The sequence below is a fragment of the Pseudomonas sp. GM21 genome (assembly GCF_000282215.1).
Taxonomy (GTDB): domain Bacteria; phylum Pseudomonadota; class Gammaproteobacteria; order Pseudomonadales; family Pseudomonadaceae; genus Aquipseudomonas.
The window spans coordinates 42,127-55,131 of record NZ_AKJS01000019.1 but is presented as its reverse complement, the minus strand read 5'-3'; the positions used below and the strand labels follow the sequence as shown (position 1 = coordinate 55,131).

The 13,005-nt window shown below is 60.7% G+C and carries 8 protein-coding genes; 2 read left to right on the top strand and 6 right to left on the bottom strand.

The window, feature by feature from the left end; all coding sequences use genetic code 11:
* Positions 1–41: 41 nt before the first annotated feature.
* On the top strand, positions 42–998 hold the full coding sequence (locus tag PMI22_RS24330; RefSeq protein WP_007943439.1) for an alpha/beta hydrolase: 957 nt from the start codon (positions 42–44) through the stop codon (positions 996–998).
* A gap of 252 nt (positions 999–1,250) precedes the next feature.
* Here the strand turns inward: PMI22_RS24330 and PMI22_RS24335 are convergent, their stop codons facing one another.
* The 5 genes from PMI22_RS24335 to pvdM form a co-directional block, all read right to left on the bottom strand.
* Positions 1,251–3,713 carry a TonB-dependent siderophore receptor gene (locus PMI22_RS24335; protein ID WP_007943438.1) on the bottom strand — a complete coding sequence of 821 codons (2,463 nt, stop codon included), beginning with the start codon at positions 3,711–3,713 and terminating at the stop codon, positions 1,251–1,253.
* Between the two features lie 321 nt (positions 3,714–4,034).
* A complete protein-coding gene (locus PMI22_RS24340; RefSeq protein ID WP_007943437.1) occupies positions 4,035–5,684 on the bottom strand; it encodes a cyclic peptide export ABC transporter in 1,650 nt (549 codons plus the stop codon).
* 226 nt (positions 5,685–5,910) lie between these two features.
* Complete coding sequence (gene pvdO, locus PMI22_RS24345; RefSeq protein ID WP_007943436.1) at positions 5,911–6,789, bottom strand: dihydropyoverdine dehydrogenase; 879 nt, start codon at positions 6,787–6,789, stop codon at positions 5,911–5,913.
* Positions 6,790–6,811: 22 nt separating this feature from the next.
* Positions 6,812–8,092 (bottom strand): pyoverdine-tailoring periplasmic protein PvdN, encoded by a 1,281-nt coding sequence (gene pvdN / locus PMI22_RS24350; RefSeq protein WP_007943435.1) that lies wholly within the window; start codon positions 8,090–8,092, stop codon positions 6,812–6,814.
* Between the two features lie 28 nt (positions 8,093–8,120).
* Positions 8,121–9,470, bottom strand: a complete 1,350-nt coding sequence (gene pvdM, locus PMI22_RS24355) for a pyoverdine-tailoring dipeptidase-like protein PvdM (protein ID WP_007943434.1) — start codon at positions 9,468–9,470, stop codon at positions 8,121–8,123.
* Positions 9,471–9,833: 363 nt separating this feature from the next.
* Here pvdM and pvdP point away from each other — a divergent pair, with 363 nt between their 5' ends.
* A complete protein-coding gene (gene pvdP / locus PMI22_RS24360; RefSeq protein ID WP_033048831.1) occupies positions 9,834–11,462 on the top strand; it encodes a pyoverdine maturation tyrosinase PvdP in 1,629 nt (542 codons plus the stop codon).
* Positions 11,463–11,605: 143 nt separating this feature from the next.
* On the opposite strand, the gene PMI22_RS24365 is transcribed toward pvdP, so the two are convergent.
* A complete protein-coding gene (locus PMI22_RS24365; protein WP_007943432.1) occupies positions 11,606–13,000 on the bottom strand; it encodes an efflux transporter outer membrane subunit in 1,395 nt (464 codons plus the stop codon).
* Positions 13,001–13,005 lie beyond the last annotated feature (5 nt).

Below are 13,005 nucleotides of genomic sequence, written 5' to 3'. Positions count from 1 at the left end.
CAAGATTTTGTATCGATCTATTTGAGTAGAAGGATTTTCCCATGGCCGTATTGCCAGAACTGGAAGCATTTCTCGAACTCGCCGAGTTCGGCCGGATGACCGGCAAAAGTCGCGCGATGCATGAACAGTCGCCGCAACAGGCGCGGATCGATTTTGAAGCATCGTCGGGGTTTCTCGATGTGCCGCTGGACAGTGTTTCCTGCGAACACTTCACCCTTGCTGCGCGCGACGGTCATAGCCTGCCGGCGCGCTTGTATCGCGACGGGCAAGCGGTCGAGGGATTGCAGCCGGTGGTGTTGTATTTCCATGGCGGCGGTTATGTCGTCGGCAGCCTTGATTCCCATGATGCGCTGTGTCGGCGATTGGCCTCGCAGGGTGGTTTTGCCCTGTTGACGGTGGATTATCGTTCGGCGCCTGAGTGGCGTTTCCCGACGCCGGTGCAGGATGCTTGCGATGCCGGCAACTGGCTGGTGCGTGAAGGCGCCGCGCGGGGGCTGGACGCGAATCGGGTGGCGTTGGTCGGCGACAGCGTGGGCGCGACCCTGGCCACGGTGTTGTCGATCATGGCGGTGCGTGAGCCTGAGGAACTGATGCTGAAACCCAAGGCGCAAGTGTTGCTGTACCCGGTGACGGATGCGACGACCCAACGCGCCTCGCATCGGGATTTCGCCGAGGGGTATTTGCTGGAAACACCAACTTTGGACTGGTTTTACGCGCACTACGGGCGCACGCCGCAGGACCTCGCAGACTGGCGCTGCTCGCCATTGCTGGCGGCGGACCTGTCGGGTTTGGCCCCGGCGTTGGTATACCTGGCGGGGCATGATCCGTTGCATGACGAAGGGTTGGCGTATGCCGATCGACTGCGTATGGCGGGGAATGAGCTGACGTTGCTGGAACAACCGGGCATGACCCATGACTTTATGCGCATGGCGGGGTTGTTGGCGGAGGTTGCGGGGATTCACTCGGAAGTGGCGGGGTGGGTGCGTTCTCGGGTTTGAACCGAACTGAAAAAACCGCCATTCCTTGGTTTAGGGATGGCGGTTTTTTTGTGCCAGGCATGGGGACTTTCTGGTGCGGCCACTATTGCTATCGCGAGCAGGCTCGCTCCCACAAGGGTCGCGTGAACACCGCAGATCCCCTGTGGGAGCGAGCCTGCTCGCGATGGCGGCCTGACATCCAACACACATCTGCCAGGCAAAAAAAATGCCCGCACCTCACGACGCGGGCATTTTTTTATTTCAGCTTACACCTCAGAAATCGTACTTCGCCATGATCTGCAGATTACGCGGCTCGCCGTAGAAGGTCGTGCCGAAGTTGCCCAGGCCCGACATGTACTTCTTGTCGAAGACGTTGTTGGCATTGGCGGTGAAGCTCAGGTGCTCGTCGTACTGGTAGCGCGTCATCAGGTCCACGAGGGTGTAGCCGCCTTGCTTGAGCAGGGTGTTGCCGGCGGTCGGGCTGAAGCTCTGGCCGTAAAACGCGCTCTGCCAGCTGACGCCACCACCGATGGTGAACTGGTCCAGCGTGCCAGGCAGGCGATAGGTGGTGAACGTACGCACCACGTGTTCCGGTTTGCTGGAGGCCAGCGGGAAACCGTAGATACGTTGTTCATCCTTGTCGCGAGTACGGGCGTAGGTGTAGCCGGCCGATACGTTCCAGTCCTTCGCCAGTTCGCCGGCCAGTTCCAGTTCCACACCCTTGGTGGTGGCGCCAGAGATGGCTTCATAAACGTCCCGGCCGGTGTTGACGTCGGTGGTGACGTACTGGGCAACGTTGTCCTGGTCAATCTGGAACAGGGCAAGGCTGGCGTTCAGTTTGCCTTCGAAATAAGCCGCCTTGATGCCGGTTTCGTAGCTGTCGCCTTCAACCGGGTCGAGGGTCTTGCCAGTGATGTCCTGGTAAATTTGCGGCTGGTAGATCTTGGTGTAGCTGGCATAGACCGAGTAAACATCGTTCAGGTCATAGACCACCCCGGCGTAGGGCGTGACGACGCCATGTTCCTTATAGCTGGCGTGGGTGTCGGTCAGGTTTGCATCCGGATAGTAGGTGTAGTCTTCGTTGTACTTGAAGGTGCTCAGGCGGCCGCCGAGGATGAACGACAGGTCGTCGGTCGGACGCAGGCGGGTGGCCATGTAAAGTCCGTTCTGGCTCTGGGTGCGCTCGTATTTGCCGTTTTTCGGGAATTCCTGTTTTGGCAGGTGACCTTCCCAGTCAAAGATGCTGCCCGGCACCAGTTCAAACGCGCTGGAGTCGTAGGTTGCACCCGTCTGGCGCGAGTGGGAAGCCATGAAGCCGGCCACCAGTTCATGCTCGCGACCGCCCAGGGAAAACGGCCCGGAGATGTTGACGTCCCCGGAGTTCTGTACGCGATGACCTTCCCAGCGACCCCAGTACAGGAAATTGCCCTCGCCGGTAACGGGGTCGGCGGAGCCACCGCTGGCCGACGCCAGTTGGGTGTCGTGATCGGTGGTTTTCTGGTCGAAGCTGGCCTTGAATTTCCAGCCGTTGGCCAGTGCTTGTTCCAGCGACGCGAAATAGGTGACGCTGTCGAAATCACGACGGCTCCAGTCGGCACCCGGGTTGAAACTGCGCGAGAAGTCGGTACGGCTGCCGTCGGTGAAGTACGGCGCATTACCGGTCCAGGAACTGCCACGCGGGGTGATGCTGGACTTGTCGACGCCGAACGTCAGCAAGGTGTCGTCCGTCAAATCGGCTTCGAGGATGCCGTAGTAGATGTCTTTTTTCTGGCTGTAGTGATCCATATACGAATCTTTGTCCTGGTACGCGCCGACAAAGCGACCGCGTACGTTGCCCGAATCGGTCAGCGAGCCAGAAATGTCGCCTTCTGTACGGTAGTTATCCCAGGAACCGGCCGTGGCGCTGACCGAGGCCTTGAAGTCCTTGGTCGGCTTCTTGCGGATCAGGTTGACCGTGGCGGACGGGTCGCCAGCGCCGGTCATCAGGCCGGTAGCGCCCTTGATGACTTCGATGTGGTCGAGGCTGGCCGCGTCGTCGCCGTTGTTCGGGTTTTCGCCGTAGACACCGTCGTAGGGAATGTTGACGCCATCGTACTGAAAGTTGGTGATGGCAAAGCCGCGGGCGGAAAACTCGGTACGGTCACTGTCGTACTTCTGCGTTGTGACACCCGGCGTGTTGCGTAACGCGTCGGCAACGCTTTGCACACCACGGTCGTCCATCATTTGACGCGTGACCACGGTCACCGTTTGCGGGGTTTCGCGAATGGTCAGCGGCAGCCCGGTCGCGGTGGTGGTGGCGCCGGTGGTGTATGAACCGGTGTCTTCAGTGGTCAGGCCCAGGGCCTGTCCGGAAATGGTGGTTGCACCCAGTTGCAGACCCGAGCCGCCGCCAGACACGAGGGTCACGGTATTGCCATTGATCTGGAACGAAATGCCAGTGCCTTGCAACAGCGCTTTCAAGGCGTCGGACGGCTCCAGTGAACCGGATACCGCGTGAGACTTGATGCCCGCCACCTGATCCGGGCTGTAGAGGATTTGCAGGTTGGTCTGCATGCCCAGTTCGGTCAGCGCGTTGGAAAGCGGCTGGACGGCAACATTCACTTTTACAGGTGCAGCAGTGGCCATCGAGCTCCCCAGCAAGGTGGCGGTCAGCAGAACGCTGGTGAACAGGGTGCGATGCAAAGACGGGCGCTGTACGGCCAACGCGAGAGGTGTGCGGCGTGGTAGAGGTCGCATTACTTACCTGAGCTCCTGAAAAAATGTTGTGTAGAGTTATTGTTAATAAGAATGATTATTAAGACGGGGCGCGGAGGCAAAACCGGAAAGAAACCTGGGAAATAAATTTAAAAAAATTGAATTGGAGGGAAGTGCCAGTCCGCGATGCTGCAACGCGGTCCGTAGCAGCTGGCGAAGCCTGCGTCCGGCTGCGTAGCAGTCGTGAAATCAGAATTCACGGTGCATCAGCCAGACCTCGCGAGACGGATTGACGACTGCTACGCAGCCGGACGCAGGCTTCGCCAGCTGCTACAAAGCGTGCGTTGGACTAGAGAGTTTTTTTCAGGCAGGCGCGAACTCGGTGACCACCCGACCGCTTTCCATACGCACCAACTGATCGGCAACATCGAAATAACGGTCATCGTGGGAAATCACGATGATGGTCTTGCCCAGGCGTTTGAGGTCCGGCAGCAGCTCGGTGTAGAAGATCCGGCGGAAGGTCGGATCCTGGTCGGCCGCCCATTCATCGAACACCAGCACCGGACGCTCCTCCAGCCACGCGTTGACCAGCGCCAGGCGTTTGCGCTGGCCGGTGGACAGATCGGTGGTGGTGAAGCTGCCGTCCTTGACGCTGACCTTGTGTGCGATCTCCAGCCGTTGCAGGTATGTGTTCGCGTCTTCGGGAATGTGCGTGTCGCCCTGGACCACGTCATCGAACAGGTAGTAGTCGGCGAATATCGTGGTGAACAACTGGCGATAGTCATCGCGATTCTGTGCGTCGATGGTCTGGCCATTAACGCGGATTTCACCCTGCTGTGGCGTGTACAAACCCAGCAGCAACTTGATCAACGTGGTCTTGCCGCAACCGTTCTCGCCGACGATAAAGGTGATGTCGCCTTGCTTGATCGTCAGGTTGACCGGCCCGAGCTGGAACGGCGCCACACCTTCAACGGCCGGGAAGGTGAAACGCACATCGGCCAGTTTCAGTTCGTGCACGGCTTGTTTGATCGGCCCTTGATCGCTCAGCAGCAGATGCGGTTCGGGGGTGGAAAACTGCTCGGACAGTTCGGCGATGCGGCGGAAGGCAATCTGCGCACGGCTGACGATGGGCAGGGTGCTGATCAAGTGTTCCAGCGGGCCTTTCATGTACAGCAGCACCAGCACAAAGCCGCTCATCACGGTTTTATCGGCACTCGGCCAGAAGGTTTGCAGGGCCAGCGCCAGGCCGATCACCACGAAGAACAGCATCGAGCCAAAGGTCTTGGCGATCACGAAGGTGTTGATCGAACGCACTTGTGTATTGCAGATGAATTCGGCGGTGGCCTTGATGCCCGAGACAAACATGCGCTGGCGGCGCGGGCGATGGATGCGCAACTCCTTGGCACCTTCGGCAATCGCGTTGTAGTGCTTTTGCAGTTCGTCTTCGGCCTCGCGCGCGGCCATGAAACCCAGCACGCCTTTGCTCTGGGCGTAGGCCTGAATCGCCGTGCCGATCAGGATCGCCGCGACCATGATCAGGAACATCGGCCACGACAAAATGGCCAGATAACCCATGCAACCCAAGGTCACCGTCACTGAAATCGCCAGCGGTGCGAAGGCGAAGGCGAAGTCGCTGATGGTGTCGACGTCGTGGGTCAGCACCGGAATCAGTCGGTGGCTGCGGTAGCGCTCGATCTGTTCGATGGGTGCCGACAGGACTTTTTCGCCCAGCTCTTTCCGTAGCTTGGCAATGATGTGCTGGCCGACGTAGTTGGTGCCGATGTCGGAACAGATCGAACTCAGCAGCGCCAGCAGGCACAGCCCAGCGAACAGCGCGACAACGCCTTGGGTCAGGCCGGTGTCCGAATGCAGGGCGTTGTTGATGGTCGCCAGCAACACCGTGACGCTCAAGCCTCCGACCATGCCCAGGAAAATGGACGCGGCGACGATCAGCCGAAAGGGTTTCAACAGGGCGAACAATTCGCCGAGGGCGCCACGGGTTGGCTGGGGCATGGAGGACAGTTCCTTGGGTGGAAAGGCAGATACCCAGTAGAACGTCTGGTGGAAGGCTTAATTTAGCTGGGTGCCGACTGGCGGTGGGGCGGGATGGTTGATCGTTCCCCCGCTCCGCGTGGGAATGCATTCGGTGACGCTCTGCGTCACATTCACCAGCGGAACGCGGAGCGTCCCTGGCGGCATTCCCACGCGGAGCGTGGGAACGATCAATGAGGCGCGAGGCTTAGAGCTCGCGCACAACGCGAAAGCCTATCCAGTCCCCACGCTCTTGCGGGTACTGGCTATTGCGGTTGCCGGAGCGGGAGAACACCGGCGCTTCACCCCAATCATTGCCGCGAATCCGCACGGCTTCGCAGTTGGCTTCCAGCCACGCGCTGCCATCGGTGGGCGCACCGACGTAGTTCGGGTGTTCGCAGTCTTCGACCCATTCGTAAACGTTGCCGTGCATGTCGTACATGCCGAAAGCGTTCGGCGCGTAGCTGCCCACCGGCGAGCTGTAGCTGAAACCGTCCGCCGGGCCATAGGTGTTGGCATGTTTGGCGATACTGTATTCCTTGCCTTCATCGAACGGGAAGGGGAACGGGCCTTTGGTGCCACCGCGCGCGGCGTATTCGCGTTGGGCTTCGCTGACCATGCGGTACGTCTGCCCGGTTTTTTTCGACAGCCAGGCGACGTAGTTTTTGACGTCATCGAAGTTCATGCACACCGCTGGCTGGCGGGGCGTCTGAGGATAACGCGGTTTGCTGGCGACGCATTCGCGGCCCGGTCGGGTGTCACCGTTGGCAATGGTCACGCCGCTCTCGCGCACGTAGCTGTCCCACTCGCCGGCGGTGATCTGGAAGCGACTCATGGCGAACGGCTTGGCGAAGGTCACGTCATGCATCGGCCCCTCGTCGGGCTCGCGGCCGACTTCATCGTCCGGCGTGCCCATGGTGAAGGTACCGGCGGGCAGCACCACCATTTCCGGGCAGTCGCGGCAGTCCTTGAAGACCTTGCCCGGTTGCGGTGGGGCGGCGGCCTGGGCGGTGGCGGGCAACAGGCTGGCCATGAGCGCGGTGAGGGCGATTGCCTTGAGGGGCAGGTTCAGTAAATCAGGGGTCATGAGTCATCTCGATCAGAGGAAATCACAGGCTCTTGGCCAGCATCGCCATGAAGCGGTCGATATGGTCTTCAGTGTTGAGCAGGCCAGGCGCAATACGGATCACCGGGCCGGCGTCGCGCTCCACCGCGTCGCAGACCACGCGGTTCTCCATCAATTGGGCTGCGACTTTTTCGCAGTCGCGGTCCTTGATGCGGAAGAAGGTGAAGCCGGCGGACAAGTCCGGGCTCTTTGGCGTGACTAGTTCGATCTGCGGGTGTTCCAGCAAGCGGCTTTTTGCATAGGTGTTGAGCGCATGAATACGCGCCTGCACCTCGGCCTTGCCCAGTTCCAGGTGCAGCTTGAACGCCTCGTCCAGCGCCCAGCGGTGTTCGAAGCTGTGATAGCCGCCAGGGGTCATGATGGTTGAGAAGGTGGTGGCTTCGGAGAACGTCGGAATGGTCGGCGTGACGTCCTTGAGCTCGGTGGAGCAGGCGCAAATGATCCCGGTGCCGCGTGGGCCGAACATCCATTTGTGGGTGCCGGCGATGAAGAAATCACAGTGCATGTCGGGGAAGTCGAGGTCCTCGACACCGAAGCCGTGCACGCCGTCGACCACATACAGAATGCGGTCCTTTTCGTCGCGATTGCGGTTCTGTTCTTCGACCAGTTTGCCGATCTCGCCGATCGGCAGTTTCACACCGCTGCCGGATTGCACCCAAGTCATGCCGAGTACGCGGGTGTGCGGGCGGATGCCTTTGCTGATCGACGTGAGCACTTCATCGACGGAGATGTCGCGGCTGTTCTCGAACAGCTTGAGCTTGCGCACCTTGACCCCGTCCTTTTGCTGCCGGTAATCCAGCGCGTAGTTCGTGGCGTAGTGTTCGTGTTCGGTGGTGAGGATTTCCTGATCCGGGCGTACATGAATGCCGCCATAGATCAGGGACAATCCCTCGGTGGTACTGCCGGTGAGGGCAATTTGCTCAGGCTCGGCCTTGAGGTAACGTCCGGCCCAGACGCGTACTTCCTGCTCGCGTTTTTCCGTTTCACCCAAGTCCCAATCCATCGCCCGACCGGGGTTACGGTCGAGGTTGGCGCGGTGCCATTCGATGGCCTCGCGCACCGGTCGCGGGTGCGAGGTCACCAGGAAGTTGGCGAAGTGCAAATAGTCCGGATCCTGATCGAACAGTTGGCGCAGTTGCGCCCATTTGTCCTTGGGCTGCGGCTGCGGATTGGCAGCCCGTGCCGGCAACATCACAGCGCTGCTCAGGGGCAGGCCGGCCGCGAGAATCCCGGCCTGCTTGAGGAATGTACGACGGTTGGTCATCAGCAAGGTTCGCTTTTGCAAAGGGGATTCAGTTTTTCGCCACCGGCCTGGAAGACTGCTGCACCTGGTCCCAGACCCGCAGGAAATTGCCGCCCCACAGCTTGGCGATATCGGCCTCGCTGTAGCCGCGACTGATCAGCTCGGCCGTGACGTTGCGGGCTTCGCTGACATCCTTCCAGCCATCCAGGCCGCCGCCGTCGTTGAAATCGGAGCTGATGCCGACGTGGTCGATGCCGATTTTTTTCACCGCATAGTCAATCGCGTCGCCGTAGTCCTTGAGCGTGGCTTTCGGCTCTTCGTCGACAATCGCGTAGAGCTGGCTGGCGTACTCGCCGAAGCGTTGCTCGGACCAGACGGTGATCACCGGGTCGCCGGGCATCAGCGCCATTTCCAGGCCTTGCAACGGTTGCAGGTCGAAGCGGGCGCGCAGGGCGTTCAGCTTGTCCTGGGTGGTTTTGCTCAAGGGGCGGATGTAGGTCGGGAAGCCGACAATCTGCACCACGCCGCCGCTGTTCTTGATCAACTGCATTTCCTGGTCGCTGAGGTTGCGCGCAATGTCCACCAGCGCACGCGGTGCCGAGTGCGAGGCGACCATCGGTGTGCGGCTCAGCTGCGCGACTTGCTCCAGCGCCTTGGTCGACATCTGCGACACATCGATGATCACGCCGAGATCATTCAGGCGATGCACGGCTTGTTTGCCAATGTCCGACAGACCGCCGAGGGCATCGCGCGAGTCATTGAAGAACGGCAGTGGCCGCGATGAGTCAGCCCAGGTGTTGTTGCCCACGTAGCTGAAGCCGAACATGCGCATGCCCCGTGCGGCCCATTTATCCAGCGCGTTCAGGTCGTTGCCCAGGGGGTAGGCGTTGAGCATGCTGATGAACACCGCGAACTTGCCTTCGCCGTGCAACCGGCGGAAATCGTCCGGGGTGTAGGCGATGGCAACTTGATTGGGAAAATCGCGAACCATGGCGTTGATGATTTTGTAGCGGGTTTCCTGCTCGAATCGGGCTTCGTCGACAAAGCCTTCGGTGGGGCGGTGTGGTGCGTTGGCGCCATTCCAGATTTCCGGCCAGCCGAAGATGGTCAGGGCGGCGCCGGACAGGCGTCCGCGCCCGGTCTTGACCAGGTCGAACTGGCCGCTGCCGTCCTTGTCGGCTTCGTTGCCGGCGGTGCCGAAGTCCAGCGGTACGGTGATGTGGCTGTCGAAGGAGAGGATGCGCGTTTGCAGCTCGTCGGCCTGTTGCATCACCTTGACCGGGTAACCGGGGTTGCCCTTGAACCAGTGATCCCAGACCGCGTAGCCGGCACCGGCGCTGATCGCGAGCGCCAGGGGCAGGCCGAGGTAAAGCGCCTTTTTTGAACGTGGGTTTGTCATGTTCACCTCAGTCAGGTTCGTTGCCCCGGTGTGGACGTGGGGGCTTTGCTATCTGGGAGGAACGAGTCATGCCATTGGAAATTTAGTGAGGCTGATGGCCTCATCGCGAGCAGGCTCGCTCCCACAGGGGATCTGCGGTGTTCACACCATCCTTGTGGGAGCCAGCCTGCTGGCGATGCTTTTAAATTTTTGATCGTTCCCACGCTCCGCGTCCCTTGAAGAGCCGAACGCGGAGCGTCCGTTGAGGCATTCCCACGCAGAGCGTGGGAACGATCGTTGGAGCCGCAATGCTTTTAAATTTTCGGAGGGGGTGAACGTTCTAGCTTGGATAAAGCCTGCTTCAAGGCTGACACAGGTAGGGCAATGACGATTTCTCGACGAGGGTTCATGGCAGGCCTGGCGCTGACCGGTGCCGTCGTGCCCGTGGCTTTTTATGGGCATCGCGAATGGACGAAACCGGACCCGACGATCACCCCCGGCGAAGCTTCTTTTGATGTGGCGGATTCCGCCGGCCAACAGCTGGCGGACACGCTGCGCGGTGTCTGGCAGATTCGTTTTGAGGGGCGTGATGCGGGTATTGAAGGTTTGCCGCGCGACGGTCTGGAGCTGTTTCTGGATGTCGGCCACAAAGGGCACGGCCTGATCGGCTTTCTCGACACCGCCGAGCGTTTGCGTTCCAGCGAAGCACCGCGCTATCGAGTGCTTGGCGATCTGGCCGATGCCAAGGTGGCGCAATTGAGCTGGCGGCTGGTCGATGCCAATTCGGCGAAAGGTACCCCCGATTACGAATTCAGCATGGCGCTGGACGAGGTCTGGGCCGGTTTCGGCAATGCCGGTAGCGGCACGCTCAGCGGTCGGGTGTTGAACCTCGATCGACCGCTGATGATGACCGCGCAGGACAATCGCTTTATCGCCATCAAACGGGTCTTCCCCGAAGCCCGCGAGCGCACCGGACTTAATGCGCCGCTGTTGGCCTGGCTGATTTCACCCGAGCATCGACTGTTTCACCAGCTCTGGCATGCCACTCGGGACAAATGGCACACCTTGGCCGAAGACAAACGCAATGCCCTGCGTGGCCTCGGCTGGCAGCCTGGGCCGCGTGATCAGGAGCGCGATGCTCGCGGTGCGCGCAAGGATCGCAACGGCTCAGGCGTGGATTTTTTCTTCATGCACCGGCACATGCTCGGCACGGCGCGGTCGATGCAGGACTTGCCGTCATGGCCTCACTTCCCGCTGCCACAGCCGGAGCTGGCTCGTGATCGTCTCGGCTTCGCTCAATACTGCGACAACCACGACGGCACCGCACTGCCGCCGACCTGGCTGGCCGACGACGATGCCGAATATTCGAAATGGGTCAGCGACATCAAGACCGCCGAGACGTATTACAGTAATTTCCAGGTGTGGGAATCGCGCTATCGCGACCCACGTTATCTGTCGAAGCTGACCCTGGGCCAGTTCGGTTCAGAGGTGGAATTGGGTCTGCACGACTGGCTGCACATGCGCTGGGCCTCGGTGCCACGTGACCCGTCCAACGGCCAGCCGGTGCCGTTCGCCCGGGATCCGGCGGACTTCTCCCCACGCTGGTTTGCGCCGGAAAACGACTTCCTTGGCGATCCGTTTTCGTCCCATGTGAACCCTGTGTTCTGGCATTTCCACGGCTGGATCGATGATCGCCTGGACGACTGGTTTCGCGCGCATGAACGCTTTCATCCGGGGGAAGTGAATCGGCTGGAGATTAACGGCGTGCCGTGGTTTGCGCCGGGGCGCTGGGTGGAAGTCGCTGATCCGTGGTTGGGGCCGAGCACTCACGGTTGCAGCACCACGCCGGGGTTGCAGGCGGGAAAATCAGTGGAGATGGACCCGGAAACCATGAAGCTGGCGTTGCGGATAACGTTTGGCGAGGATGAGAAGAAGTTGGCGGACTTGTTCCGCAAGGTGCCGCAGCGGCCTTGGTATGCGCGGCATTTGAAGGCTAAGCCGGTTATCAGTTAAACCGCGTTATCGTTCATCGTCGGAACGCCGCCCGGGGCAAGCCCGCTCCCACAGGGTTTTAGGTGTGCCGCATGAATTGGGTGCGACATAAATCCTGTGGGAGCCGGGCTTGCCCGCGATGGCGGACTCATTGGCGACACAAATCACAAAACCTGCCACCCCCCACCCAGCGCCTTGTACAGCGCAATACTCGCCTGCAACCTCGACAACCGCAGCTGCACATTCAAATCCTGCGCCGCATACAGCGTGCGTTGCGTCTCCAGCACCGTCAGCAAATCCTCGGCCCCAGCCTGGTAGCGGCTCTGAGCGATGTCGAACGCGGTCTGCGCCTGTTTCAGTTCTTCACCTTGCCACTGCCGCTGTTCATCCAGCCCGCGAATGCTGTTCAGCGCTTTTTCGACGTCGGCGAAACCATTGATGATCGCGCTGCGATAGGTCTCCAGCAGTTCTTCCTGGCGGGCCGTGGCCTTGTCGCGCTGGGCGCCGAGGCGACCATTGTTGAAGATCGGTGCGACCAGGCCCGCAGTCAGGTTGTAAAACGGGTTGCGCAACATATCAGCGGCGCGGTCAGCGCCGGAGCCGATTTCAGCGCTCAAGGTCACGGTCGGCAGCATCGCGGCGCGGGCCACGGTGACATTCGCCTGTGCCGCCGCCAACTGCGCTTCGGCGCGGGCAATGTCCGGGCGACGTTTGATCAGTTCGCTGGGCACGCCCGCATCAATGGTCGGCCATGACAGTTGATCAAAGTGTTCCACGCTCAGCGGTAATTGCTGCACCGGCCGACCGAGCAGGGCCGCGAGGCTGATCGAAGCATCCTGAGCCTGTTGCTGCACCAGTGGCAGTTGCCGTTGTTGCGCCGCGACCAGACTTTTTTGCTGCGCCAGTTCCAGTGCGGTCGCCGAGCCTGAGTCGAAGCGGGTCTGCACCAGTTTCAAAACGTTCTGCGCATTTGCCAGGTTCAACTCGGCAATGCGGCTCTGTTCGCGCAGCGACAGGGTTTGTGCATAGCCGCTGGCCACGCTGCTGAGCAGGGTCAGTTCCACTGTGGCCTGATCGAACTGGCTGGCTTGCAAGGCAAACTGTGCGCTGTCTCGGGAAGCGCGTTGGCCGCCCCAGAAATCAATTTCGTAGCTGGCGCTGAGGTTGGCATTGAAGTAATCCACGGCGCTGTTGTCACTGTCGGCATCGAGTTGGCTATAGCCATTGCCGCGCAGCAGTTTTTGCCGGTTGGCATTCAACCCCGCCGTGACCGTCGGCAGTTGCGAGCCGCCGGCCACCACTGTTTCCGCTTGGGCCTGATGCACCCGGGCGATGGCGGCGGCCAGATCGAAACTGCCGACGCGCGCCTGTTCGATCAGTTGATCCAGCTGCGGGCTGCCGAACTGCGTCCACCATTGCTGGTTGCTGCGGGTGGCGCTTTCATTGTGTGGAGATTGCCACGCGGCCGGCGGCTGGAGGCCGCTGTCCGGGCGCTGGGCGGGAGAGCCGCAAGCGCCGAGCAACAGGCAGAGCGTCAACAGAGTGAGGGGCGGCTTCATGGAAA

Bases quoted from the DNA above. Each gene is read 5' to 3' on its own strand.
- PMI22_RS24365 (WP_007943432.1), bottom strand. From the start codon at position 13,000: ATGAAGCCGCCCCTCACTCTGTTGACGCTCTGCCTGTTGCTCGGCGCT.
- PMI22_RS24330 (WP_007943439.1), top strand. From the start codon at position 42: ATGGCCGTATTGCCAGAACTGGAAGCATTTCTCGAACTCGCCGAGTTC.
- pvdN (WP_007943435.1), bottom strand. From the start codon at position 8,092: ATGACCAACCGTCGTACATTCCTCAAGCAGGCCGGGATTCTCGCGGCC.
- PMI22_RS24335 (WP_007943438.1), bottom strand. From the start codon at position 3,713: ATGCGACCTCTACCACGCCGCACACCTCTCGCGTTGGCCGTACAGCGC.
- PMI22_RS24340 (WP_007943437.1), bottom strand. From the start codon at position 5,684: ATGCCCCAGCCAACCCGTGGCGCCCTCGGCGAATTGTTCGCCCTGTTG.
- pvdM (WP_007943434.1), bottom strand. From the start codon at position 9,470: ATGACAAACCCACGTTCAAAAAAGGCGCTTTACCTCGGCCTGCCCCTG.
- pvdP (WP_033048831.1), top strand. From the start codon at position 9,834: ATGACGATTTCTCGACGAGGGTTCATGGCAGGCCTGGCGCTGACCGGT.
- pvdO (WP_007943436.1), bottom strand. From the start codon at position 6,789: ATGACCCCTGATTTACTGAACCTGCCCCTCAAGGCAATCGCCCTCACC.